Raw genomic sequence first — 23,280 nt, 5'->3', positions numbered from 1 at the left:
CTTACGACGACGTGGGAGGAACCCGGCGATGACCACCACCGAACGCCCTGATCTGGCCTGGCTCGACGAGGTCACGATGACCGAGCTGGAACGCGATCCGTACGCCATTTATGAACGGCTTCGCGAGCAGGCACCGCTGGCCTTCGTGCCGGTGCTCGGTTCGTACGTCGCCTCGACCGCCGAGGTGTGCCGCGAGGTCGCCACGAGCCCGGACTTCGAAGCCGTGATCACCCCCGCCGGTGGCCGCACCTTCGGGCATCCGGCGATCATCGGCGTCAACGGCGACGTGCACGCGGACCTGCGCTCGATGGTCGAGCCGGCGCTGCAGCCGGTGGAGGTGGACCGCTGGATCGAGGACCTGGTCCGCCCGATCGCCCGCCGCTACCTGGCGCGGTTCGAGAACGACGGCAGTGCCGAGCTGGTCTCGCAGTACTGCGAGCCGGTCAGCGTGCGCGCGCTCGGCGATCTGCTGGGCCTGCACGAGGTGGACTCGGACAAGCTGCGCGAGTGGTTCGCCAAGCTGAGCCGCTCGTTCACCAACGCGGCCGTCGACGAGCACGGCGAGTTCGCCAACCCGGAGGGCTTCGCGGAGGGCGACCAGGCGAAGGCAGAGATCCGCGCGACCGTCGACCCCCTGATCGACCGCTGGATCACCGACCCGGACGACAGCGCGATCTCGCATTGGCTGCACGACGGCATGCCGCCGGGGCGGACCCGCGACCGCGAGTACATCTACCCGACGATCTACGTGTACCTGCTCGGCGCGATGCAGGAACCGGGGCACGGCATGGCTTCCACGCTCGTCGGGCTGTTCAGCAGGCCGGAGCAGCTGGAGGAGGTCGTCGACGACCCGCAGCTGGTGCCGCGCGCGATCTCCGAAGGGCTGCGGTGGACGTCGCCGATCTGGTCGGCCACCGCGCGCATCTCCACGAAGCCGGTCACCGTCGCCGGGGTGGAACTGCCCGAGGGGACGCCGGTGATGCTGTCGTACGGTTCGGCCAACCACGACACCGGCCACTACGAGGCACCGTCGCGGTACGACCTGCACCGGCCGCCCTTGCCGCACCTGGCTTTCGGCGCCGGGAACCACGCCTGCGCCGGGATCTACTTCGCCAATCACGTCATGCGGATCGCGCTGGAGGAACTGTTCGAGGCGATCCCGAACCTCGAGCGCGACACCCGCGAGGGCGTGGAGTTCTGGGGCTGGGGCTTCCGCGGCCCGACGTCGCTGCACGTCACCTGGGAGGTCTGAGATGGGGCACGCGGTGACCGTCGGCGGCCGCCAGGTCGACTGCGCCGCCGGCCAGACGTTGCTCGACGCCTGCCTGCGCGCCGGGGTGTGGATGCCGAACTCGTGCAACCAGGGGACCTGCGGGACGTGCAAACTCCAGGTGCTGTCCGGAAACGTCGACCACGGACTGTCCCCTGTGGACACGCTCACCTGTGACGAGCGGGCCGCGGGCCTGGCACTCGCCTGCCAGGCCCGTCCGGTGTCCGATGTGGAGGTCGGCTCGGACTCCGGCCGGGCCACGCACCCGCTGCGCGACCTGTCGGCGACCGTGTTGCAGGTGGCCGACATCGCCAGGGACACCCGCCGGGTGCTGCTTGGATTGGCTGAGCCCCTGGCTTTCGAGGCCGGGCAGTACGTGGAACTCGTCGTGCCCGGCAGTGGCGCGCGGCGTCAGTACTCGCTGGCGAACACCGCTGACGAGGACAAGGTGCTGGAGCTGCACGTCCGGCGCGTACCGGGCGGGGTCGCCACCGACGGCTGGCTTTTCGACTGCTTGGCCGTCGGTGACCGCGTCGAGGCCACCGGTCCGCTCGGCGACTTCCACCTGCCCCCGGAAGCCGAGGACGACGGCGGCCCGATGGTCCTGATCGGCGGCGGCACCGGGCTGGCGCCGCTGGCCGGCATCGCCCGCACCGCGCTGGCCCGCCACCCGGAGCGGGAAGTGCTGCTGTACCACGGGGTTCGCGGGACCGCCGACCTCTACGACGCCGACCGGTTCGCCGAACTGGCCGCCGAACACGCGGGATTCCGGTTCGTCCCCGTCCTGTCCGACGAGGCGGATCCCTTGTACCGCGGCGGTTTCCCGACCGACGCGTTCGCCGAGGACGTCACGAGCGGGCGCGGCTGGTCCGGCTGGCTGTGCGGCCCGCCCGCGATGGTCGAGGCGGGGGTGAAGGCGTTCAAACGACGGCGGATGGCGCCGCGGCTGATCCACCGGGAGAAGTTCACCCCAGCGGAGTGACGCCGAACGACCACGTGCGTGCTGGCCCGTGCGGATTGGCGTGCCGTGTCAGTGGATGTGGGAGCCGCCGTTGACGTCGTAGGTGGCACCGGTGATGTAGCTGGATTCCTCCCGGCACAGGTAGGTGATCAGGTCGGCGACGTCGGCGGTGCGCCCGTTGCGGCCGACCGGGATTCCGGCCAGCAGCGCGGCTTTCCGGTCGCCTTCGAGGAGGCCGCCGGTGATGTCGGTGTCGATGAGTCCGGGGGCGACGCTGTTGACGGTGACGCCGTGCGGGCCCAGCTCGCGAGCGAGCGCGCGGGCGAAGCCGAGTTGTGCCGCCTTGGCCGCGGAGTACGCGACGCCACCGAAGACGCCGCCACCGCGTTCGGCGGAGACAGAGGAAAGGAAGACGACGCGGCCGAAACCACGCTCTGCCATCCCGGGTGCGACGGCGCGGGTGATGGTGAAGGCTCCTCGGACGTTGACGGCGAAGATGCGGTCCCATTCGGTGCCGTCGACGTTCAGGAATGGTGTGGGTGAGGTGATTCCGGCGTTGTTGACTAGGGCGCCGACCGGGGGACCGTCGGCGCTGAGAGTACCGAGCGCGGTCGCGACGGAGTCCTCGTCGGTGACGTCGCAGCCCAGTCCGAAGGCCTGAACCCCGTGCTGTGCAACGATTTCCTCGGCGGCGGCCTTCGCGCCGACCTCGTCGAGATCGAGGACGGCGACGTTCCATCCGGCGGCGGCGAGCGCGTGGGCGGTGGCGCGGCCGATGCCGCGCTGGGAGGCGGCGCCGGTGACGATGGCGGTTTTGCCGGTGACGGTCATGTGGTGTCCCCTGTTCAGAGTTCGGCTTTGACGCGCGCGCAGAGCGCGTCGGTGGACAAGCCGTAGCGGTCGTGCAGCGTGGGCAGGGCGCCGGCGGCGAGGAATTCGTCGGGCAGCGCGGCGGCCACGATGCGCGAGCCCGTGCGGCCGTAAGCGGCGGTGGCGGCGACGGCTTCGGACAGCCCGCCGATCACGGTGTGGTTTTCGCAGGTCACGACGAGCCGGTCGGTGCGCAGCTGGGCGAGGATCGTCTCGGTGTCCAGCGGTTTGATGGTGGGCACGTGCAGTACGGCGGCGTCGATGTGGTCGGCTTCGAGCCGGGCCGCGGCTTGCAGCGCGCGCATCGTCATCAGCCCGGTGGAGACGAACAGGACATCCTTGCCGCCGCGTAGTTCCGCCGCCTTGCCGAGTTCGAACCGGTAGCCGTACTCGTCGAGCACCGTGGGCACTTTTCCGCGCAGCAGCCGCAAATACGTCGGTCCGGGGTGGTCGGCGAGCGCGGGTACGGCCTGGTCGATGTCGACGGAGTCGCACAGGTCGACGATGGTCAGGTTCGGGCAGGCGCGCAGGATCGCGAGGTCTTCGGTGGCCTGGTGGCTGGGCCCGTAGCCGGTGGTGAGTCCGGGCAGGGCGCCGACGACGTTGACGTTGAGCCCGGGCTCGGCGATGTCGAGGCACAGGAAGTCATACGCGCGGCGGGTCGCGAACACCGAGTAGGTGGAGGCGAAGGGGACGAGCCCGGCTTCGGCCATGCCCGCGGCGGCGCCGAGCATCGCCTGTTCGGCCATGCCCATCTGGAAGAACCGGTCGGGGTGCGCGTCGCGGAAGACGTGCATGTCGGTGTATTTGGCGAGATCGGCGGACAGGCCGACGATCTCGGGCCGTTCTTCGGCGAGGCGGTTGAGTGCGTGGCCGAAGGGCGCGGGGCTGGTGCGCTGGCCCGGGTCGGCGAACGAGGCGATCATCGCTGAGGTGGTGAGCTTCTTGCGCGGGGTCTGCGCGGTGGTCACTGCTGGTCTCCTTCGAGCTGGTCGCGGGCTGCCTGCCATTCGTGCTCGGCCACCGGCATGAAGTGCGCCTTCTCCCGGGTTTCCAGGAACGGCACGCCGCGGCCGATGCGGGTGTCGCAGATCAGCACCGACGGGCCGCCGGTGTGTTCGCGGATCTCGTCGAGGCCGTCGAGCAGTGCCGGGATGTCGTTGCCGTCGACGCGCACCGCGTGCCAGCCGAAGGCACGCCACTTGTCCACGAGCGGTTCGGTGCGCAGGACGCCCGGGGTGGGGCCGTCTGCTTGGAGGCCGTTGACGTCGACGATCGCGGTGACGTTGCCGAGTTCATGGTGGGCGCAGGCCATCGCGGCCTCCCACGTCGAGCCCTCGTCGAGTTCGCCGTCGGAAAGCAGGTTGAACACGCGCGCGGGGTTGCCGCGGTATCGCAGCCCCAACCCGAGCCCGCAGGCGATGCCGAGGCCGTGGCCGAGTGAACCCCCGGAGATCTCCATGCCGGGCGTATAGGTGGCCATGCCCGACATCGGCAGCCGTGACTCGTCGCTGCCGTAGGTTTCCAGCTCTGCCAGGGGAATCGTGCCGGCTTCGGCGAGTGCGGCGTAGAACGCGATGGCATAGTGGCCGATCGAGAGCAGGAACCGGTCGCGGCCGTCCCACTCCGGATCTTCGGGGCGCAGCCGTAGTTCACCGTCGCCGTGGGCGTAGAACACGGCCAGGATGTCGGCGACGCCCAGTGCCTGGCCGATGTAGCCCTGGCCCTGCACCTCGCCCATGATCAGGGCCGACCGGCGGATCCGGGTGGCGGCGGCGCGCAGGCGCGCGACGCGCTCCGCGGCCGGGGCCGGTGGTGACACGGGACTGACCGAGGTCATGAGTTCCTCCATAAGGTTGTTGATGTTCAGGACGGGATGTTCTGAATGCCCAGGGCGGTGGGGTGTGGCTGATGAGTTCTTGCCGTTGGGTGGTTTCTCAGGAGTAGCCGCCCTGCCGTTCTGGACGTCCTGGCCGCTGATTGAGATCTGCGTTCGGTCGCTGTTTATGGAGATGCTGGCGGGTCGTCCACGGGGTTGAGCTGCGGACACAGGAGGACGGGCCGGGTGGCGGTGCGCACGATGTGGGTCGGGATCGACGTGGGCAAGGGCTTTCACCACGCCTGCGCGGTGGATGAGACCGGCCGGGTGGTGTTCTCGCGGAAAGTGGTCAACGGGCAGGCCGCGATCGAGCAGTTGATCGCCCGCACTCGGGCGAAGGCGGCCGAGGTGGTGTGGGCGGTGGACATGACCTCGGGTGCCGCGGGACTGCTGGTGGCGTTGCTGCTGGGCACGGGGCAGCCGGTGATGTACGTGCCGGGCCGGCTGGTCAACCGGATGGCCGGCGCCTTCGCCGGTGAGGGCAAGACCGACGCCAAAGACGCCAAGACCATCGCCGAAACCGCCCGCCTGCGCGGCGACCTCACGCCGGTGACGAGTCCGGATGAGATCGCGGCCGACCTGAAAATCCTCACCGCCCGGCGCGAGGACCTGATGGCCGACTGGGTCCGCGGAGTCAACCGGCTGCGTGAACTGCTCGCGAGCATTTTCCCCGCCCTGGAGCGGGCCTTCGACTACTCGACGCGTTCGCCGCTGATCCTGCTCACCGGCTACCGCACCCCCACCACCATCCAGGAAGCGGGCGCACCCGGCCTGACCCAGCACCTGCGAGCCGGCGGCGCCTGGCCCAAGGGAATTCCATCCATAGTGGACAAAGCTCTCGCTGCCGCGGCCGAGCAAACTGTTGCCCTGCCAGGGGAAACCATCACCGCGCCCCTGATCACCAGACTGGCCCGCCAGCTGCTCGACCTGGATCGGGAGATCAAAGACCTCGACAAGCAGATCACCGAGCGTTTCGGGCAGCACCCGGCCGCCGGGTCGATCACCAGCGTCGACGGGTTCGGCCCGATCCTGGGTGCCCAGCTGCTCGCCGACACCGGCGGCGACCTGCAAGCGTCCTTCGGCAACTCCGGGCGCCTGGCCGCCTACGCAGGGCTGGCCCCCGTGCCACGTGACTCCGGCCGGGTGCGCGGCAACCTGCACCGACCCACCCGCTACCACCGCGGCCTGCGGCGCGTGTTCTACCTCGCCGCCCTGTCCGCCATCAAAGTCAAAAACGGCCCCTCCCGAACCTTCTACCAGAAGAAACGAGACGAAGGAAAGATCCACACCCAAGCCCTGATCGCCCTGGCCCGCCGCCTCGTCGACCTCATCTGGGCACTGATCCGCGACGGCCGCGAGTTCCACCACTCACCACCACCCACAGCCCAAACGGCTTGACAAATTCATTGAGACTCCTTGGGGTGCAACGGTTTTCAGCTGCTGACCGGGTTGGCGGCGGGGGTGGCGAGTGAGCGTTGGAGCGCGTCGACCTCGGCGCGTTCGGCCCGGCCCCACGTTTCGCGGGTCAGCAGGGTGGCGATCAGGCCGAGCAGGCCGAAGGCGCTGAACAGCAGGGCCGGGCCGATCCAGCCGGCGGCGCTGAACAGGGCGGTCGCGATCAGCGGTGTGAAGCCGGAGACGACGGCGGAGAGCTGGTAGGACAGCGAGGCGCCGCTGGTGCGGGTGCGGGCGTGGAACAGTTCGGAGAACCAGGCGCCCTGCACGCCGGCAAGACTGTTCTGGCACACCGCGTAGCTGACGATGAACGCGAGCACGATCGCGGTGGCGCGGCCGGTATTGAGCAGGAGGAACAGCGGAACGCCCCAGGCGAGGGCGATCGCGGTGCCCAGCAGGTAGACCGGGCGGCGCCCGATCCGGTCGGTCAGCGCGCCCCACAGCGTGGTGGCGATGATGCCGAGCCCGGCGGCGAGCATCAGCGCGAACAGGGTGGTCGAGCGGCCGGCGAGGTCCTCGCTCTTGAGGTAGGAGAGCACGAAGGTGATCGACAGGGCGTAGCCGGCGGTTTCGGTGACGCGCAGGCAGAACGCGCGCAGGATGTTGGGCCAGTCGGTGCGCAGGACTTCCAGCAGCGGGTTCTTCGCGACCTCGCCCTCGGCCTTGAGCTCCTCGAACGCCGGGGACTCCTCGACCTTGAGCCGGATGACGATACCGACGGCGATCAGGATCGCGGACAGCAGGAACGGCAGCCGCCACGCCCACTGCGCGCCCAGCGGCACGCTGATCAGGAACGCCGCGTTCGCGAGCAGCAGCCCCACGGGGAAACCGGCCTGGGTGAGGCCGGTGTAGAGCCCGCGTTTGCGCCAGGGGGCGTGTTCGAACGTCATCAGGATCGCGCCGCCCCATTCGGCGCCGAACGCCAGCCCCTGCACGACGCGCACGGCGACCAGCAGGATCCCGGCCCAGATCCCGACCTGCGAATACGTGGGCAGCGCGCCGATCAGCACCGTCGCGATGCCCATCACCAGCAGCGACCCGACCAGGACGGGTTTGCGCCCGATCCGGTCGCCAAGGTGCCCGCCGAGAATCCCGCCGAGCGGGCGCACCGCGAACCCGACGCCGAGCGTGGCGAACGACAGCAGCGTCCCGGAAAGCGGGTTGCCGGAAGGAAAGAACGCGTCGTTGAAGTAGAGGGCCGCGGCGGTACCGAAGCCGATGAAGTCGTACGTCTCGATCGTCGCGCCCACCGACGAGCCGATCGCGACCCGCCGTCGTGCCGGTGTGCCCTCGATGGCGGCACGGACTGATTCGGCTCCTGGCCGGCTTTCAGGTCCAGACATGAGATCTCCAGTGATCCGTCGGGGCGTGCGAACGGTAGCTCAAGGATTGAGCGTTGACTGTCAACACTCAACATGGAAGTCACGATGCAGGCTGGGTCAGCGTTCTGTCAAGCGTGCGGCGTCAGGGCCCCGAATCTGGTGGGGCGGGAGGTCAGCCGGCGGTGCCGGTGAAGTGGTCGGCCGCGGCGGTCATGTGCTCCTGCACGACCTCGAGCGCCTTGTCGAGGTCGCCGTTGTCGATCGCGTCGATGATCGGGGCGTGCCGGGCCGGCGTCATCATCGTGGGGGCGCCTTCGGGGCCGCGGTTCATGATGGTGATCCGGATGCGGCCTTCGAGGTGCCGCCATGACTCGACCAGCATCGCGTTGCCGGACAGTTCGCACAGCTTCAGGTGGAACCCGAGATCGGCCTCGACGCGGGTGGCGAAGTCGTCCGCCCCGGCGAGTTCGTCGACGGCCTTGCGCAGCGCTGTGACCGCTTTCTTGCGGCGCGGGCCGCCGATGATCTCGGTGACGGCCAGCCCTTCGAGCGCTGCCCGCACCCGGAACAGGCCGTGGATCTCTTCCTGCGACAGGGAATTGACCCGGAGCATGCCGCGCATGCCGGCCTGGACCAGGCCTTCCTGCTGCAGGTGCCGAAGCGCTTCGCGGACGGTGCCGCGGCTGACGCCCAGCCGTCCGGCCAGTTCGACCTCGCCGAGGTGGTCGCCAGGGCGGTACGCGCCGGAGGTGATCGCCGTGCGCAGTGCCTGCAGCACCCGTTCGCGCAGCGTGCTCCGGTCCATCGTCGGCAGCGACTCGGCGGACAAGGCGTCTCCTCTCGACAGCCGCCATGGTAGCTGCCGACAGTCAACGATCGGTTCCTGACACGGTCATGATCAGGAGCCGACAAGCCGGTTTCCGGCCGTCGTCAGCGCCGGCCGAGGAGGCTGTCGGCGACGTGCTGGAGGTGGCGGCTCATGGCGTCGCCCGCGCCTTCGGGGTCGCGGTCGCGCAGGCTGTCGACGATGTCGGTGTGCTCGCGGTGGTAGCAGGCGCGCAGTTCGGGCGTCGAGGTGCGGCGTTTGAGGTTGCCCCACACCGGAAGCGAGCGAGCGGTGTTCATGACGTCGAACATGCCCATCAGCAGGCCGTTGTGGGCGGCGGCGGCGATCGCACGGTGCAGCGTGGCATCCCAGCGTTCGAAGCCTTCGAAATCGCCGGCCGCGCCGCCGGCCGTCAGCGCCTGGGTGATGTGGTCGAGGTCGGTCTGGGTGGCGACGCGGGCGGCCAGCACGGCGACCTGCGGTTCGAGCAGTTGCCGCACCTGCATGATCTCGACCGGGCTGGTGTCCGCGGGCGCGCCGTCGACCGGATGGGCGGCATCGGTGAGGAAGGTGCCGCGCCCGACGTGACGTTCGACGAGTCCGTCTCGTTCGAGCGCTTCGAGCGCCCGGCGGACGGCGCTTCGGGGCGCGGCGAGGCGTTGGACGAGGTCGCGTTCGGTGGGCAGTTTCGTGCCGGGCAGGAGGGTGCCGTCGCGGGTGCCCTCGGCTACCAGGGCGCGCAGGGAACGCTCGACCGTCGTCATGACTGGATCCTACTGCACGGAATCTGACCAATCGAGACCAATAATTGCGAGGCTGCCCGGCGCCATCTTGGCTCTCGACAGGGCTGAGCGCGCCGCGTACGGTGAACCTGGTCAGAGTTGGTCTCTATTGGTCATGATTGGTCTTTGGATGAAGCTGGTGACCTTCTCCGCTGGGGCGGAGGACCGGGTCGGTGTGGTGGACACCGGGTCCGGCGTGGTGCGTGATGTGACCGGGCTGCTGCCGGCCGGCACCGGGATGCTGGAACTGATCCGGCGCTGGGACGAGCTCGGCCCGGTGCTGGCCGACCGCGCCGGCGGGCTGGACGGTGAGCCGCTGGATTCGGTGCGGCTGCGCGCGCCGATCCCGGAGCCCCGGCGAAACGTGTTCTGTGTGGGCAAGAACTACCGCGAGCACGTGGCCGAGTTCGGGCGCAGCGGGTACGACACCCCGGGCCGGTCGCAGGAGCTGCCGGCCAAACCGATCCTGTTCTCCAAGGCCACAACGGCGGTGACGGGTCCGTTCGACGATGTGGACCCGCATCGCGAGGTCACCACCGAACTGGACTACGAGGGGGAGCTCGGGGTGATCATCGGCCGTGGCGGCCGGGGCATCAGCCGGGCGGACGCCTTCGGGCACGTGTGGGGATACACGATCATCAACGACGTGACCGCGCGCGATCTGCAGCGTGACCACAAACAGTGGCTGCTCGGGAAATCGCTGGACACGCATTGCCCGATGGGGCCGTACGCGGTCACGGCGGACGAAATCGCCGACGTGACCGGACTGGAGCTGGAGACCAGCGTCAATGGCGAGAATCGTCAGCTCGCCATGGTCAAGGACCTGATCTTCGACATCCCCGACCTGATCGAGACGCTCTCGGCGGGAATCACGTTGCTGGCGGGCGACATCATCGCCACGGGTACGCCGGCCGGGGTGGGGATCGGGTTCGAACCACCGAAGTTCCTGCGCAGCGGGGACGTCGTCGAGGTGTCGATCACCGGACTCGGCACCTTGCGCAATCGGATCGCCTGAGCGGGAAGGAAAGTACGCGAATGAGGATCAACGACACCGAGCTGGCGGTCGAGGTCGACGGCGACGGCCCGGCCGTGCTGCTGGTGCACGGTCTCGGTGGCACGTCGAACTTCTACCAGATCCAGGCCGAGGCGCTGGCGGCGCGGTTCCGTGTCATCCGGGTCGACTCGGCCGGCGCCGGGCGTTCCGGGCTGCGCGGGGACATCAGCATCGAGTCCCACGCCGACGACTTGGCCGCGGTCCTCGACGCCCTCGACGTGGCCTCCGCGGCGGTGGTGGCGCACTCGATGGGCACCTTGGTCGCGAGGACCCTCGCGGCGCGGCACCCGCGGCGGGTCAACGCGCTGGCCTTGCTGGGCGCGGTCGCCGAACCGGCCGAACCCGGACGGCAGGCGCAGCGAGACCGGGCCGCGGTCCTGCGCGAGCAAGGCACGGCCGCGGTGGCGCCCGGCGTCGTGGCGAACGCGTTGTCGGAAACCACCCGCCGGGACAAGCCCGAGGTCGCCGCGTTCGTGCGCGAACTGGTGATGCGGCAGAACCCGGAGGGCTACGCCCGCAACTGCGAGGCGCTCGCGGCCGCAGCCGATCCCGGCCCGGTTCCCGCTGAACTGCCGCTGCTGCTGGTCACCGGGACCGACGACAAGGTCGCCCCGCCCGAGGTCAGTGAGGCACTTGCCGCGGCGCACGGTGACGCCACCGTGGCGGTGCTGCCCGGTGTCGGGCATTGGACCGCGCTGGAAGCCGCGGGTGACGTCACCGGACTGTTGTCGAAGTTCCTTTAGCTCCAGCCTTTTCCCCACCTCAACGACGAGGAGAACCATCATGCCCCTGCCGGTGCGCAAAACCCTGTTCCGTGACGTGTCCATTTTGGACTCGACCGGGGCGCTGCCCTACCGTGGCGACGTACTCGTCGACCACGACCGCATCGTCGCCGTCGGCGCCGCGGATCCCGGTGTGGCCGACGATGCCAGGGTGATCGAGGGCCGGGGCCGGACCTTGATGTCCGGGCTCTGTGACGCACACACCCACTTCACCTGGAACAACAGCGGGGACCTCGAGGGGCTCGGCGCGTTGCCTGTCGAAGAGCACCTGCTGTTCGCGATCGAGTCCGCCCGCTCCTATCTCGACTCCGGCTACACCATGTGTCTCGGTGCGGCCTCAGCGAAGGACCGGCTCGACGTCGTCTGCCGGGACGTCATCAACGCGGGGCGGTTCCCGGGGCCGCGCTACCTCGCCAACGGGCCGGAGATCGCGGTCACCGGCGGCGAACTGGTCAAGGGCATCACGTGGTTCGCCGACGGTCCCGAGGAAATGCGCAAGGCCGTCCGCCGCCTGATCGAGATCGGCGTCGACCAGATCAAGCTGTCGATGACGGGCGAGGAGATCACCGGCACTCAGCGCGCCGAGGACACCTACATGTCCGACGAGGAGGTGGCTGCCGCGGTCGCCGAGGCGCACCGCCGCGGCAAGCGCGTGTGCGCCCACGCACGCAGCGCCGAAAGCGTGAAGATGTGCGTGCGGCACGGCGTCGACATCGTCTATCACGCCAGCTTCACCGACGAAGAAGGTATGGACCTGCTCGAGTCCGCCAAGGACTGGATCTTCGTCGCGCCCGGCGTGAACTGGCTCGTGGCGACGCTGTACGAGGCGGCTGATTTCGGCTACCCGCAGGAAGCCGCCGAAGCCGCGGGCTACAAACGGGAACTGGAGACGGCGACCGCCGCCATGATCGAGATGCACCGGCGTGGGATCCGCGTGCTGCCCGGCGGGGACTACGGCTTCGCGTGGACCCCGCATGGCACCTACGCCCGTGATCTCCAGCATTTCGTCGAACGTTTCGAGTTCACCCCGATGGAGGCGATCCTGGCGGCCACCGCGCTCGGCGGCGAGATCATGCTCCGCCCGGACGAGCTCGGCAAGGTGCAGCCCGGCTATCTCGCCGACCTGCTCCTCGTCGACGGCGACCCGCTCGCGGACATCACCGTCCTGCAGGACAAGGAGAAACTGCACTACATCATGAAGGACGGCGTGTTCCACAAGGAAAATCCCGGCACCCGCTGACTTCGGGAGCGGCTGCCTGCTCAGTGATGATGGCGGCCGCGCGTTTCGCGCTTACGACGGCGGTGTCGATGACAAGGTGTTCGCGACGTGCTGGCGGAACGGCAGTGACGCGCACGCATACCGGTTTCGGATCAGATGGCCAACCGTGCGGTGTTCTGGTGTGCGCGGAGGCGGTGCATCGCCAGCGTGCCGACGAGCGGCCCGGCCGCGAGCAACGGCACCGCCTGGCGCCAGCCCACCGCGTCGGCGAGCAGGGGGAGCAGCTGAATGGTGAGCCCGCTGATCAGGAAACCGCACGCGGTCATCGCGGTGAGCGCCGTTCCGACGTAGCGCTGGTCCGTCAGTTCGCTCAGCGCGGCGGAGAACTGCCCGGAGTCCGCGACGACGGCCGCGCCCCAGACGAGCAGCAGCGGGACGAGCGCGACGGTACCGAACGCGGCGGCCGAGAGGAGGCAGCACACCCCGCTGACCAGCATCGCGATCATGGCCACCAGCGGACGGCCGTGCCGGTCGGACAGCGCGCCACCGGCAAGGCAACCGAACGTGCCACAGATTCCGATGACCACGAACGACCTCGGCCCCGACCCCGGGCCGAGGTAGGCGGGCAGCCAGGCCCACAACGCGTACATCTCCCACATATGCCCGAAATAGCCGAGAAAGACCAGCCGCTGTCGCCGGTCGGCCAGTATCCGCAGGACGTAGCGGGGCTCCCATGAGGACGACGGCGGGAACTCCGGTCCCGGGCGCACCCCCACGATCGCGAGCACGCCGGAGACCACCGCGAACGCCGCGGTGCCGAACAGGACCGGTCGCCAGCTGAGCACGGTGAGCAGGTTGGGCATGGCCGAGCCGACGGTGAGCGCTGCCAGCAGAACACCGAGCGCGAGGCCACGACCGCGGGGAAACCACGAGACGACGACCTTCATCCCGACCGGGTACACGGCGGCCAACGCGAAACCGGTGAGGAACCGCAACCCCACGCCGAGCCATTTCGTCTCACCGCACAACGGAAACGCCGCGTTCGCCGCCGCGGCGAGGAACGCGCCGCCGCGGCGAGGAACGCGCCGCAGCCCATGATCACCTGCGGGCGGAACCGGTCGGCCAGGTTCAGCGCGGCCGAGACCACCGCACCGGCCGCGAACCCCACCTGCACCGTGACCGTCAGCAGGATCGCGCCTTCTCTCGACAGCGACCACTCGGCCCGCAACGCCGGAATCACGGCCGATGCCGAGAACCAGACGCTCATCGCGAGCACCTCGACCACGGCGAGCAGCACGAGCTGTCGCAGGCGGCGTTGCATCCTCCGTGCTTATTGACCACCTGCCTGCCCGGTCAACGCGCGGTCCGTCTCGTTCATCCGAAAGCGTGGATCTTTCCCGCGATGCGGACGGATTACGGCAGTGCCCGCGACGTGGTCCGGCACCCGCAGGTGTCGCCGATCCAGAGCAAAGAATCGATGGGCGCGCGGATGGTGGCGGAGGTCTGGGCATAGGTGCCCGCGATGACGGCCTGCGGCGCGGTCGGGGACTTGCGGAGGAAAGCGCTGACGGCCGAGTACGCGCCTGCCGGGGTGAGGTCGGTGCGGATCTGGGTGATGCCGTGCTCGCGCACGGCACTGGCCCCGGCGAATCGTTGCTGCACGGTTTCGCGGTCGCCGTGGGGAACGTCCGCCCCGGTGAACCCGCCGACGAACACCAGGTCCTCGCAGTCGTGCTCGTCGACGAAGTGCCGGGCGACGAGTTCGCCGGCGCGCACGTGGTCCACGCCCACGATCGGCACGGCGGCTTCGCCACGGATGCTGTGCATCCACACCACCGGGACGCGTTCCCGCGCGCACAGTTCCGCGGTTTCGGTCGCGCTCGCCGCCCCGATCACGACAAGGCCGTCGATCCCGGCTTGGGCGAACGCGGTCGTGAACTCGAGTTCGCGTTCCGGGTCGTAGCCGGTGTTGCCGATCAACGTGAGATGGCCGCGGGCACGGGCCTCGGCCTCGATCCGCCCCACGAACTCGCCGAACAGCGGCAACGTCAGGTCCGGGACGAGCAGGCCGATCTGCCGCCAGCCGCGTGGCCGCCGAAGTGCTTGCGCGCCGGTCCGGCCGGTAGTCCAGCTCGTCGATAGCGCTGATCACCTTGGCACGTAACGAGGCCGACACCGGACGCGGGCCGTTGTTGAGCACGTAGCTCACCACCGCTGTCGACGTGCCCGCGCGGTTCGCCACGTCGGCGAGCGTCGGACGTTTCCTGGCCACTGCTCCTACCTTCGACCCCTCTTCGTCAACGCCCGATTGTGGCAGCTCCGCGGGCTCGCGCCGCTTCCCGCATGCTGGGTTCCTTGACCGGCCGCGCCGCCGGATCGCCGACGGTGACCTCGTGGCGGTCCGCGGTTTCCCGGTTCGGGCGCTCGGCTGGATCATCGTCGGGCTCGTCTTCGCGTCGGCGGTGTGGTCGCTGGTGGTTGCGTCCGGGCGGTTCCCGCGCCAGCTTTCCCGAGCGTGCCGGAGATCCTCGCGGCCGGACGTACATTGTGGACGGACGGCCCTGTTTTCGGCCAGCCGCGCGACCTTGGCCTCGGCGTCGGCTCAGGCCGGGTCGGTGGTGTCCCGTACGAACGTGGTGACCCGCAGCCCGAACTCCAGGGGCGGATGCTCGCGCCCCAGCTTCTCGCTCAGCCCCTTGAGCCGCTCGATGCGCTCGGCGATCCCGTCCAGCGGCTCTCCCCAGAAGAGCTGGACGTCGGCGTCGGTGGCGGCCACCTGTTCGGCGGCCGGGGAGGCGCCGCCGAAGTAGAGCCGGGGATGTGACCGTCCACTGCGGACGACCGGGCGCTGGGCGAGGGTGGAGCCGGTCACGGTGAAGTGCTCGCCGCGGTAGGTGACGTCCTCCTCGGTCCACAGTTTCCGCACGATCCGCAGGAACTCCCTGGTGCGCCGAGCGGCTGGAACTTCGTCGTCCTGGCGGCGAGCGCGGTGGCGACGGTGAAGGTGTCGGGCCGCCCCCAGCCGGTGCCGATCAGCGCGCCGTCCCACCCGTGGTGTTCCAGCGCCTTCGCTTGCCTGGTCAGCGTTTCCAGGCCGTTGTGGTCCGCCGCGACGGCGTCGCCACGGTGACCGGGCTCGGCCTGGTTCGGGATGTACCAGAGGAATTCGAGGCTCATGGCCGTGTACTCGTTTTCTGGTGCCGCGGCAGCCCGCCGTACTTTATGGTGCGCAACGGTTTCCGCCAACGCGTCTCAGGTGTCAGGGCATCGGCTGACGTGCCCGAGGCAAACGGGCCATGCTTCGATCTGCGCTGACCGCATCGTGGGAGGGGTTTTCCCGCCGCCGCCCGGCGCGCACGATGGTGCGACGGACCGGCTTCCCCGCGGCAGAGTACGCGGATGATCGCTTCGCGGTTCCGTTGTCACCGCCGCGTGTGGCGCAAGGGACGCCGCACGCGGTTTTCGTTCGCGAGACCGGCGGGGCGCCACAGGCTCGTCAAGAGACCACCTTCGTCCGGAGGCTGTTAACGCGTAGTTACTGCTCGCCGGGTACCTGGACTTCCGGTCCGGTGGCATCTACTGTTCTTCTGGTCAGACCAGTAGCTAGGTGCGCCGACTGGCGCGGACAGCCCGGAGGTGCGTGTGTCGTCACCAGCCCGACCATCCGAGGGAGTGGACGCCGGGACCGCGTCAGGCAGGCGGGGAGATCGTCGCGCCGTATTCGCCGGCGGGATCGGCAATTTCATCGAGTGGTATGACTACGGCGTCTACGCCTCGCTGAGTCCGGTGATCTCGTCGCTGTTCTTCCCGAACGAGAGCGCGGTGGCCTCGACGCTGTCGACGTTCGCGGTGTTCGGCGTCGGCTTCATCGTGCGCCCGCTGGGTGGGTTGTTCTTCGGCCAGCTCGGTGACCGGCGGGGGCGCCGCACCGCGCTCGGGCTGTCACTGATCATGGTTTCGCTGAGCACGCTCGGCATGGGCCTGCTGCCCGTGTTCGCTCACGCCGGCCTCGTCGCGCCCCTGTTGTTGCTGGTCTTCCGGTTGATCCAGGGATTCTCGGCCGGCGGTGAGTTCACCGGGTCGGCGACGATGATGGTCGAGAACGCGCCGGCCGGACGGCGCGGGAGGGTCGGCAGCTGGCAGCAGTTCAGCGTCGTCACCGGGACACTCGCCGGCGTCCTCATCGTCACGGCGATCACGAACTTCGGCTCCGCCGAGCTGCTGTCCGCCTGGGGCTGGCGCATCCCGTTCCTGATCGCGCTGCCCCTGGGCGCCGTCGGTTTCTACATCCGGTTCCGCATGGAGGACACCCCGCATTTCCAGGCGCTGGCGCAGGCCGGTGAGGTAGCCGAGCGGCCCACCACGGAGGCCGTCAAAACCCAGCGCGGCGCGATGGTCATGGCGTTCTTCTACACCGCACTGCCGAACATCGGGTTCTACACGTTCCTGACGTACACACCGACGTTCCTGCGCAACCAGGGCGGGCTCAGCCTCGGTGACGCCTACATCGTGAACGTCATCGGGATGGCCACCTACGCCGTGCTGACCCTCGTCGTCGGCAGGGCGTCCGACCGGATCGGCCGGCGGCCCGTGCTGATCTTCCACGCGGTGGCGTTCTTCGTCTCCGCGATTCCGATCTACCTGCTGATGTCGAGCGGATCCTTCTGGGTCGCGATCGTGGCGCAGCTTCCCGCGATGCTGATCATGGCGTGCTACTCGGGGCCCGGGACCGCGGGCCTGACGGAGCTCTTCCCGACGAGGTTGCGCTTCTCCGGGATGGCGTTGCCCTACAACCTCAGCTCCGCCCTGTTCGGGGGCACAGCTCCGTTCGTGGCGACGGCGCTGATCGCCTGGCTGGGCACGCCGCTGGCGCCGGCGTTCTGGGCGATGCTCGCCGCGATCCCGACCGTCATCGTCTACCTCCGCATGCGCGAAACCGCGTTCACCGGGCTGAGGGACCGGTGACGGCCGCCGGTACCCAGCCCGTGGCGATCGTGACCGGCTCGTCGTCGGGGATCGGCCGTGCGTGCGCCGTGGAACTGGCCCGCATGGGCTGGGACCTGGTGGTGCACGGCCTGGAGGACGACGCGGACCTCCAGCGGGCGGCGGAAGACGTGCGGGCGCAGGGCGCGAACTGCGTGACCGTGCCGGGAAACGTCGCGGACCCCGCGACCACGGCGGCACTCGTCGGTCACGCGGAATCCGCGTTCGGCAGGCTCGACAGCGTGGTCAGCAACGCCGGAACCGGGATGACCAGGCCGTTCGACCAGATCGACGACGACGGATGGCACGAGCTGTGGGCCGTGCACCTGGGTTCGGCTGCCCGGCTGCTGCGGCGCGCGCACCCGCTGCTGGCCGTACGTGGCGGCGCGGTGGTGGCGATGTCGAGCCTCGCGGCGAGCCGGGCGATGTCCGGCCGCGCGGGCTACGGCGCGGTGAAAGCAGGACTCGAGGGGCTGGTGCGGCAGCTGGCCGCCGAGTGGGCGGCCATCGGGATCAGGGTCAACGCGGTCGCGCCGGGGACCATCCTCACGCCGCTGGTCGAACGCAACTTCGAGCGCGGATTGCTCGACGAACAAGGCGTGCTGGGGCGCACGCCGATGGGCAGGCTGGGCGAGCCGTCAGAGGTGGCGACGGTCGTGCGGTTCCTGCTGTCGGCTGACGCCTCCTATGTCACCGGGCAGACGCTGGCGGTCGACGGCGGCTGGTCCGCCTTCGGTGGCTGGTCGTGATCGCCTCCGGTGACCATCCGAGCAAGAGAGGAAGCACCACGATGTCCGCAGTCACGGACGTGCGGGGCCTGGGAACGCCCGGCTCCGCCGGCACCGCGACCCGCGAAAGCCTCGACCGCATCCGCGAGCTGGATCCGGCGTTGCACGCCTTCCTGACCGTCTGCGCCGACCGCGCGCTCGACGAGGCCGACACGCTCGACGCGAACGATCGGGTGCTCGGGCCGATGCACGGCATCCCGTTCTCGGTGAAGGACACTTACGCCACCCGGGATGTCCGCACGACATACGGTTCGGCGGTGTTCGCCGGGCACGTGCCGGAGCGTGACGCGCCGGTGGTCGCGCGGATCCGGGAAGCGGGCGGCGTGCTGGTGGGCAAGACCAACACACCCGAGTTCGCGATCTACATCCGCACACTCAACGAACTCCAGCCCGAGACGGTGAACCCGTGGGACCGGCACCGCATCTGTGGGGGATCGAGCGGTGGCGCGGCGGCCTCGGTGGCGGCGGGTCTGACGCCGGTCGCGCTCGGCAGCGACGGCGGGGGATCGGTGCGCATTCCCGCGGCGCTGTGCGGAGTGGTGGGCCTCAAGCCGTCTCACGGGGCGGTATCGGCCGGGGGCGGGTTCATCGGTACCCGGCGGTTCTCCGTACCCGGCCCGCTCGCTCTGCGGGTTCGGGACGCACGTGCGATGTGGCAGGCCATGCGTGGACCCGTCGACGCCGAACGCGCCACCCGGACATTCGTCGACCGGGACGCGACGCGACGTTCGGGGACCACCGGCTGGCGCCTGCGCTGGGTCCCCGAAAGCGGGCGGAACACGGACGCCGAGGTGGTCGCGGCGGTGCGCGCGGCCGTGGGGACACTCGCGGAGCTCGACGATGTGGACATCGAAGAAACACAGTCCAGTTTGGACACACCCCGCTTCGCGGAACCGTTCTACGACGCGATGATGGCCGACCGGCTCGCTACCGGCGGCGACCGGATGCTGGCAGACCCGGCGGCGCGCGCTCTGCTGGCCGCCTACACACGGCACCACCTCGAGCGCGCGGCCGCCGTCACCGGCACCCGGTATTCCGAGTCCCTGGCTCGCGGTGACGCGGCAGCCGACCACCTCGACGGTCTGCTGGACGGCGTCGATTTCCTCGTCACGCCCACCACCGGGACGATCGCGCCCGAGGGGGCCGGCGGTCCCGCGGACACGGTGCCCGAGGACGCACGCCGGGAACTGGTGGCCTACACCTTCCTGGCCAACTACACCGGCTATCCGGCGATCACCGTTCCCTGTGGCACGGTGTCGGGAATGCCGGTGGGGCTCCAGGTACTGGGGCGCCCCGGCGCCGAAGATCGCTTGCTCGACGTCGCCGAGGCTGTGCAGGAGAAGGTGTTCCCGCCGCGACTGGCACCGTGGACCGCGGCGTGACGGTGGCGCGCTCAGTCTCCGGGCAGTTCGGGTGCGCCGTCGGGGCCGAGCAGTACCCTGAGCCGCGTGCGCTGTTCGGCGTCGAGCGACCCGGCATAGCCGGCGTACAGCGTCTGCCCGGCCAGTCGCGCGGCGGTGTCGCCATCGCGGTTCTCGATCGCCGCGAGGACGTCACGATGAACGGCGATGAACTTCTCGCGAGCCTTCCGCCCGCCGGCCGAGGGCGAAACCGCGCCGGCGACGAGGTCGAGGGTCGCGTCCTGGATGACGCCGCCGATGATGCCGAGCAGCCGGTTGCCCGCCGCCTCGCGGATCACGGCGTGGAAGCCGTCATCCGCGGCGGCGAAGGCCGCCGTGTTCTTGGCGGATGCCATGGCGTCGATCGCCTCGGCCATCCGGGTCAGGTGCTCTTCGGTCCGCAGGTGTGCCGCCAGCCGGTTGGCGGCCGCCCCGGCGATGATCCGGTATTGGACGAGCTCCACGACCGGGATCTGCTCCATCCGCACGGCGCCACGCAGCATCCGGGTGAGGCCCGGCGTCATCGTCGCATCGACCTGCGGGCCACTGCGGCTGCCCGGGCTGGTGCGGACGAGGCCCATGCTTTCCAGGATCCGGAGTGCTTCCCGCACGGTGGAGCGGCCGACACCGAAGTTCTCGACCAGCGTGCGTTCGGGCGGCAGGAAATCGCCCGGCCGGTACTCACCGGAGTAGATGGCCGATTCGATCTGCGTGACGACCGCTTCGAAGGCCCGCGTCTTGTCAACCGGCTTGAACATCGCTCCCCAGACAGGTCGTCGTCGGCAGGCCCGAACCGGGCCTTCGCCTTCAACCTAGCATCTTGTCAGACCACAACCCGTTCGCTCGCCGGGACGATCGTCCGCGGTGCGCGGTACTCCAGGAGCCATCGATGACCACACCCGTGCTGCTGACCTTCGACATGGATGCCGAACTGCTGTGGACCGCCCGTGACCCGGAAGGCGCCGGGAAGCCGGTGTGGGTCTCGCAGGGCCACTACGGGCCGAACGTCGGGTTGCCCCGCATCCTGCGCTTGCTGAAGAAATACGGGATCGCCGCGTCGTTCTTCGTGCCGGGGCAGGTCGTGGAGCGCTACCCGGCGGCCATCGAGTCCATTTTGGACGCCGGGTTCGTCATCGAGCACCACAGCCACACGCATACCTGGTCGGACAATCTCAGCAGGGACCAGGAGGCCGAGGAGTTCGGGCTCGCCGCCGAAGCGATCGTCAAGGCCACCGGCCGCGCCCCGAAGGGCTGGCGTTCGCCCGCCGCGGAGCTGACGCCTCATTCGGTGTCGCTGTTGGAGGAGCACGGCATGATCTTCTCCTCCAACCTCTTCGACGCCGATTCCGTGCACCTGCTCGACGATCGAGAACGCGGGACGGACATCGTCGAGATCCCGTTCGCCTGGGCGCTGGTGGACACTCCGGTGTTCATGTACACCAACCGCGTGGCCGGCCGGGTCATGTCCGCGCCATCGGCTGTCCTCGAAACCTGGACCCGCGAGTTCGACGGTCTCGTCGAAGAGGAGGGCACGCACTTCATGATCGGCATGCACCCGCAGTTCATCGGCCGGTCCTCGCGGCTCTGGGTGCTGGAGCAGACGATCAAGCACGCGCTGGCTTCCGGCCGCGCCGAATTCCTTTCCTGCGCGGATTACGCCGAACGCGTGCGCCCGGGCCTTCTCGCCGCGAAGGACGCCCGGTGACCGGCGACCAGGTCGCGGTCGTCACCGGCGGCGCCAGCGGTATCGGCGCCGCCGTCGGCGTCCTCCTCCGCGCCAAGGGCTACACGGTCGTGGTCGCCGATCTTGACGGTGACGAGCCGGTGGACGTGGCCGACGGTGCGTCGGTGCACGCGTTCGCGGCGCGGCTGGGGGATTCGTTCGGCCGGGTCGACCTCGTGGTGCATTGTGCGGGGACGGTGGCCACCGGAGCGGTCGACACGATGGACGAGCACGCCGACGCGGAGTGGGATCGGGTTTTCGCCGTCAACGTGACCGCGGTCTGGGCCGTCAGCCGGGCGTTGCTCCCGATGATGGGGGAGGGCGCCGCGATCGTTGTCGTGGCTTCGGCCGCGGGCTTGCGCCCGATCGCCGAGATGGCGGCCTACGTCGCGTCGAAGTCGGCCGTCATCGGGCTGAGCCGGTCGATGGCGGTGGATCTCGCACCGCGCGGGATCCGCGTCAACTGCGTGTGCCCGGGGCTGGTGGACACTCCGATGGCGCGGGCCGCGCAGCGGAAACGCTCGCCGGGCGCACGTGCGGGTGTCGCCGAACGGCGCGGTTACCTGATCGACCGTGACGGAACCGCCGAGGAACTCGCCGAGGCGATCGTGCTGGCCGGCACGAACGGATACCTGACCGGCTCGACGATCGCCGTCGACGGCGGCCGTTCCCTGCACTGACGAACCTGATCGCCCGCGCGGAGTGAGGAGACCACCATGCCCACCTACGACCTCGCCGTGATCGAGGGCGACGGTATCGGACCCGAAGTGACGGCCGCGGCGCTCGCGGTCCTCGACGCGGCTGCGGACCGATTCGGCTTCTCCGTCACGACGACCGGCTATCCACTCGGCGCCGGACACTACCTTGAAACGGGTGTTGCCCTCGACGACCAAACCGTTGCGGCACTGAGTAAACACGACGCGATCCTGTTCGGTGCGGTGGGTGATCCGAGGGTCGCGCCGGGCGTGCTCGAACGAGGCGTGATCGTGGCCTTACGCGTCGCGTTCCGCCAGTCGGTGAACGTCCGGCCTGCCAGGCTTTATCCGGGCGTCCGCAGCCCGATGCGGGACGTCACCCCGGACGACTGCGATCTGGTCATCCTGCGGGAAAACACCGAAGGCCTCTACGCCGGCGGTGGGTCCACTGTGCACGGTGGAACCGGAAACGCGACCGCGCTGCAGAGTTCGGTGACGACCGCGGCCGCGACCCGCGAGTGCGTCGAGTTCGCCTTCCGCCTCGCCGCGGCCCGGCGCAAGCGGCTTACCCTGTGCCACAAGACGAACATTCTCGTGCACGCGGGCCGGCTGTGGGAACAGATCGTCGACGAGGTCGGGGCGGACTATCCGGATGTGGAACGAGACTACGTGCACGCCGACGCGATGTGCCAGCATCTGCCGATGAACCCCGGCCGGTTCGACGTCGTGGTCACCGACAACCTGTTCGGCGACATCATCAGTGATCTCGCCGCCACTGTCATCGGCGGCCTCGGCATAGCCGCGAGCGCCAACTTCAACCCGCGAGGCACGGCTCCCAGCATTTTCGAACCCGTTCACGGCTCGGCGCCGGACATCGCGGGACGAGGCTGGGCCAATCCCGCCGCCGCGATCTTGTCGGCCTCGCTGTGCCTGGCCACGCTCGGCGAACGCGACGCCGCGCTGGCGTGTGAAGCCGCGACATCCGTTGTCCTGAGTGGACTCACCGCGCTCACCGGGCCCGGCATGGGAGCCGACACGGCAGAAATCGGCCGCCGCGTCGCGGCCAAGGTTTCCGACGTCGCACTCGACGCACTGGGCGACCCCGCCCGATCCCTCATGACCGCCATGGCCGGGTTGGCACCCGCGAACACGGCCCGGCCACCGCTGAACGCCTGGTCCACTGAACGAACCGACTGATTGGCCGTAGCTCCCGGCCCGCCGATAGTCGGCGCACGCGACGAGGGCCGGGAGCACCCGCACGGCCAGGACGC

23 protein-coding genes and 1 pseudogene are annotated in these 23,280 nt (G+C 69.6%); 12 read left to right on the top strand and 12 right to left on the bottom strand.

The genetic code is table 11. The features are described 5' to 3' along the window. The first annotated feature begins 28 nt into the window (after positions 1–28). Positions 29–1,252: a cytochrome P450 gene (locus FPZ12_RS02555; protein ID WP_144745849.1), complete on the top strand. Its 1,224-nt coding sequence runs from the start codon at positions 29–31 to the stop codon at positions 1,250–1,252. Position 1,253: 1 nt separating this feature from the next. Next, complete coding sequence (locus tag FPZ12_RS02550) at positions 1,254–2,252, top strand: 2Fe-2S iron-sulfur cluster-binding protein (protein ID WP_144745851.1); 999 nt, start codon at positions 1,254–1,256, stop codon at positions 2,250–2,252. Between the two features lie 48 nt (positions 2,253–2,300). On the opposite strand, the gene FPZ12_RS02545 is transcribed toward FPZ12_RS02550, so the two are convergent. The 3 genes from FPZ12_RS02545 to FPZ12_RS02535 are packed head-to-tail and all read right to left on the bottom strand — an operon-like array spanning position 2,301 to position 4,941. Then, positions 2,301–3,062, bottom strand: coding sequence for an SDR family NAD(P)-dependent oxidoreductase (locus FPZ12_RS02545; RefSeq protein ID WP_144745852.1), 762 nt, complete (start codon positions 3,060–3,062; stop codon positions 2,301–2,303). 14 nt (positions 3,063–3,076) lie between these two features. Next, positions 3,077–4,072: a transketolase family protein gene (locus FPZ12_RS02540; protein WP_243769641.1), complete on the bottom strand. Its 996-nt coding sequence runs from the start codon at positions 4,070–4,072 to the stop codon at positions 3,077–3,079. Next, positions 4,069–4,941: a transketolase gene (locus tag FPZ12_RS02535; RefSeq protein WP_144745856.1), complete on the bottom strand. Its 873-nt coding sequence runs from the start codon at positions 4,939–4,941 to the stop codon at positions 4,069–4,071. The genes FPZ12_RS02540 and FPZ12_RS02535 overlap by 4 nt, the downstream gene beginning before the upstream one ends. A 240-nt stretch (positions 4,942–5,181) precedes the next feature. Here FPZ12_RS02535 and FPZ12_RS02530 point away from each other — a divergent pair, with 240 nt between their 5' ends. Further along, the gene (locus FPZ12_RS02530) at positions 5,182–6,378 is read left to right on the top strand and encodes an IS110 family RNA-guided transposase (protein ID WP_424923567.1); all 1,197 of its coding nucleotides are present in this window, start codon (positions 5,182–5,184) and stop codon (positions 6,376–6,378) included. Between the two features lie 35 nt (positions 6,379–6,413). On the opposite strand, the gene FPZ12_RS02525 is transcribed toward FPZ12_RS02530, so the two are convergent. The 3 genes from FPZ12_RS02525 to FPZ12_RS02515 form a co-directional block, all read right to left on the bottom strand. Then, positions 6,414–7,778 carry an MFS transporter gene (locus tag FPZ12_RS02525; RefSeq protein ID WP_144745859.1) on the bottom strand — a complete coding sequence of 455 codons (1,365 nt, stop codon included), beginning with the start codon at positions 7,776–7,778 and terminating at the stop codon, positions 6,414–6,416. Positions 7,779–7,929: 151 nt separating this feature from the next. Continuing rightward, positions 7,930–8,586: a GntR family transcriptional regulator gene (locus FPZ12_RS02520; protein ID WP_243769640.1), complete on the bottom strand. Its 657-nt coding sequence runs from the start codon at positions 8,584–8,586 to the stop codon at positions 7,930–7,932. A gap of 101 nt (positions 8,587–8,687) precedes the next feature. Continuing rightward, complete coding sequence (locus FPZ12_RS02515; RefSeq protein WP_144745861.1) at positions 8,688–9,347, bottom strand: FadR/GntR family transcriptional regulator; 660 nt, start codon at positions 9,345–9,347, stop codon at positions 8,688–8,690. A 148-nt stretch (positions 9,348–9,495) separates the two neighbouring features. Between FPZ12_RS02515 and FPZ12_RS02510 the strand changes: the two genes are divergently transcribed. Genes FPZ12_RS02510 through FPZ12_RS02500 form a run of 3 tightly spaced genes read left to right on the top strand, consistent with a single transcriptional unit; the run spans position 9,496 to position 12,441 of the window. Then, positions 9,496–10,380, top strand: a complete 885-nt coding sequence (locus FPZ12_RS02510) for a fumarylacetoacetate hydrolase family protein (RefSeq protein ID WP_144745863.1) — start codon at positions 9,496–9,498, stop codon at positions 10,378–10,380. A gap of 20 nt (positions 10,381–10,400) precedes the next feature. Beyond that, positions 10,401–11,162 (top strand): alpha/beta fold hydrolase, encoded by a 762-nt coding sequence (locus FPZ12_RS02505; protein WP_144745865.1) that lies wholly within the window; start codon positions 10,401–10,403, stop codon positions 11,160–11,162. A 40-nt stretch (positions 11,163–11,202) separates the two neighbouring features. Beyond that, complete coding sequence (locus FPZ12_RS02500; RefSeq protein WP_243769639.1) at positions 11,203–12,441, top strand: metal-dependent hydrolase family protein; 1,239 nt, start codon at positions 11,203–11,205, stop codon at positions 12,439–12,441. A 131-nt stretch (positions 12,442–12,572) separates the two neighbouring features. On the opposite strand, the gene FPZ12_RS02495 is transcribed toward FPZ12_RS02500, so the two are convergent. The 5 genes and pseudogenes from FPZ12_RS02495 to FPZ12_RS46235 all read right to left on the bottom strand — a co-directional run bounded on the left by FPZ12_RS02495 (position 12,573) and on the right by FPZ12_RS46235 (position 15,597). After that, positions 12,573–13,931, bottom strand: a complete 1,359-nt coding sequence (locus tag FPZ12_RS02495) for an MFS transporter (RefSeq protein WP_243769638.1) — start codon at positions 13,929–13,931, stop codon at positions 12,573–12,575. Then, a complete protein-coding gene (locus FPZ12_RS46250) occupies positions 13,834–14,487 on the bottom strand; it encodes a LacI family DNA-binding transcriptional regulator (RefSeq protein ID WP_424923566.1) in 654 nt (217 codons plus the stop codon). The genes FPZ12_RS02495 and FPZ12_RS46250 overlap by 98 nt, the downstream gene beginning before the upstream one ends. 58 nt (positions 14,488–14,545) lie before the next feature. Continuing rightward, a pseudogene (locus FPZ12_RS46245) lies at positions 14,546–14,857 on the bottom strand (LacI family DNA-binding transcriptional regulator); the annotation flags it as partial. A gap of 165 nt (positions 14,858–15,022) precedes the next feature. Further along, the gene (locus FPZ12_RS46240; RefSeq protein ID WP_243769636.1) at positions 15,023–15,346 is read right to left on the bottom strand and encodes an LLM class flavin-dependent oxidoreductase; all 324 of its coding nucleotides are present in this window, start codon (positions 15,344–15,346) and stop codon (positions 15,023–15,025) included. After that, positions 15,289–15,597 carry an LLM class flavin-dependent oxidoreductase gene (locus tag FPZ12_RS46235; RefSeq protein ID WP_243769635.1) on the bottom strand — a complete coding sequence of 103 codons (309 nt, stop codon included), beginning with the start codon at positions 15,595–15,597 and terminating at the stop codon, positions 15,289–15,291. The genes FPZ12_RS46240 and FPZ12_RS46235 overlap by 58 nt, the downstream gene beginning before the upstream one ends. Positions 15,598–16,092: 495 nt before the next feature. On the opposite strand from FPZ12_RS46235, the gene FPZ12_RS02480 reads away from it, so the two are divergent. The 3 genes from FPZ12_RS02480 to FPZ12_RS02470 are packed head-to-tail and all read left to right on the top strand — an operon-like array spanning position 16,093 to position 19,573. Further along, entirely contained in the window at positions 16,093–17,385 is a 1,293-nt protein-coding gene (locus FPZ12_RS02480; protein WP_166462537.1) for an MFS transporter, read from the top strand. After that, the gene (locus FPZ12_RS02475; RefSeq protein WP_166462536.1) at positions 17,382–18,152 is read left to right on the top strand and encodes an SDR family NAD(P)-dependent oxidoreductase; all 771 of its coding nucleotides are present in this window, start codon (positions 17,382–17,384) and stop codon (positions 18,150–18,152) included. The genes FPZ12_RS02480 and FPZ12_RS02475 overlap by 4 nt, the downstream gene beginning before the upstream one ends. A gap of 41 nt (positions 18,153–18,193) precedes the next feature. Further along, positions 18,194–19,573, top strand: a complete 1,380-nt coding sequence (locus FPZ12_RS02470) for an amidase (protein WP_144745871.1) — start codon at positions 18,194–18,196, stop codon at positions 19,571–19,573. An 11-nt stretch (positions 19,574–19,584) separates the two neighbouring features. On the opposite strand, the gene FPZ12_RS46815 is transcribed toward FPZ12_RS02470, so the two are convergent. Beyond that, on the bottom strand, positions 19,585–20,349 hold the full coding sequence (locus FPZ12_RS46815) for a FadR/GntR family transcriptional regulator (protein WP_144745873.1): 765 nt from the start codon (positions 20,347–20,349) through the stop codon (positions 19,585–19,587). Between the two features lie 131 nt (positions 20,350–20,480). Here FPZ12_RS46815 and FPZ12_RS02460 point away from each other — a divergent pair, with 131 nt between their 5' ends. From FPZ12_RS02460 to FPZ12_RS02450, 3 genes are read left to right on the top strand one after another with little or no spacing between them, the layout of a single operon-like run. Next, positions 20,481–21,296, top strand: coding sequence for a polysaccharide deacetylase family protein (locus FPZ12_RS02460; protein WP_144745875.1), 816 nt, complete (start codon positions 20,481–20,483; stop codon positions 21,294–21,296). Next, positions 21,293–21,994, top strand: a complete 702-nt coding sequence (locus FPZ12_RS45450) for an SDR family NAD(P)-dependent oxidoreductase (protein ID WP_166462535.1) — start codon at positions 21,293–21,295, stop codon at positions 21,992–21,994. The genes FPZ12_RS02460 and FPZ12_RS45450 overlap by 4 nt, the downstream gene beginning before the upstream one ends. 36 nt (positions 21,995–22,030) lie before the next feature. Next, positions 22,031–23,206 carry a 3-isopropylmalate dehydrogenase gene (locus FPZ12_RS02450; RefSeq protein ID WP_144745876.1) on the top strand — a complete coding sequence of 392 codons (1,176 nt, stop codon included), beginning with the start codon at positions 22,031–22,033 and terminating at the stop codon, positions 23,204–23,206. Positions 23,207–23,280: the final 74 nt, after the last annotated feature.

Source organism: Amycolatopsis acidicola (genome assembly GCF_007713735.2).
In the GTDB taxonomy this organism is placed as follows: domain Bacteria; phylum Actinomycetota; class Actinomycetes; order Mycobacteriales; family Pseudonocardiaceae; genus Amycolatopsis_E; species Amycolatopsis_E acidicola.
This window is presented reverse-complemented; position numbering and strand designations above follow the sequence as displayed.

Excerpts from the sequence above, each read along its gene's own strand:
- FPZ12_RS02555 (WP_144745849.1), top strand. The coding sequence starts at position 29 with ATGACCACCACCGAACGCCCTGATCTGGCCTGGCTCGACGAGGTCACG.
- FPZ12_RS02550 (WP_144745851.1), top strand. The coding sequence starts at position 1,254 with ATGGGGCACGCGGTGACCGTCGGCGGCCGCCAGGTCGACTGCGCCGCC.
- FPZ12_RS02545 (WP_144745852.1), bottom strand. The coding sequence starts at position 3,062 with ATGACCGTCACCGGCAAAACCGCCATCGTCACCGGCGCCGCCTCCCAG.
- FPZ12_RS02535 (WP_144745856.1), bottom strand. The coding sequence starts at position 4,941 with ATGACCTCGGTCAGTCCCGTGTCACCACCGGCCCCGGCCGCGGAGCGC.
- FPZ12_RS02530 (WP_424923567.1), top strand. The coding sequence starts at position 5,182 with ATGTGGGTCGGGATCGACGTGGGCAAGGGCTTTCACCACGCCTGCGCG.
- FPZ12_RS02525 (WP_144745859.1), bottom strand. The coding sequence starts at position 7,778 with ATGTCTGGACCTGAAAGCCGGCCAGGAGCCGAATCAGTCCGTGCCGCC.
- FPZ12_RS02515 (WP_144745861.1), bottom strand. The coding sequence starts at position 9,347 with ATGACGACGGTCGAGCGTTCCCTGCGCGCCCTGGTAGCCGAGGGCACC.
- FPZ12_RS02510 (WP_144745863.1), top strand. The coding sequence starts at position 9,496 with ATGAAGCTGGTGACCTTCTCCGCTGGGGCGGAGGACCGGGTCGGTGTG.
- FPZ12_RS02505 (WP_144745865.1), top strand. The coding sequence starts at position 10,401 with ATGAGGATCAACGACACCGAGCTGGCGGTCGAGGTCGACGGCGACGGC.
- FPZ12_RS02500 (WP_243769639.1), top strand. The coding sequence starts at position 11,203 with ATGCCCCTGCCGGTGCGCAAAACCCTGTTCCGTGACGTGTCCATTTTG.
- FPZ12_RS02495 (WP_243769638.1), bottom strand. The coding sequence starts at position 13,931 with ATGCCCAGACCTCCGCCACCATCCGCGCGCCCATCGATTCTTTGCTCT.
- FPZ12_RS46235 (WP_243769635.1), bottom strand. The coding sequence starts at position 15,597 with ATGAGCCTCGAATTCCTCTGGTACATCCCGAACCAGGCCGAGCCCGGT.
- FPZ12_RS02470 (WP_144745871.1), top strand. The coding sequence starts at position 18,194 with ATGTCCGCAGTCACGGACGTGCGGGGCCTGGGAACGCCCGGCTCCGCC.
- FPZ12_RS46815 (WP_144745873.1), bottom strand. The coding sequence starts at position 20,349 with ATGTTCAAGCCGGTTGACAAGACGCGGGCCTTCGAAGCGGTCGTCACG.
- FPZ12_RS02460 (WP_144745875.1), top strand. The coding sequence starts at position 20,481 with ATGACCACACCCGTGCTGCTGACCTTCGACATGGATGCCGAACTGCTG.
- FPZ12_RS02450 (WP_144745876.1), top strand. The coding sequence starts at position 22,031 with ATGCCCACCTACGACCTCGCCGTGATCGAGGGCGACGGTATCGGACCC.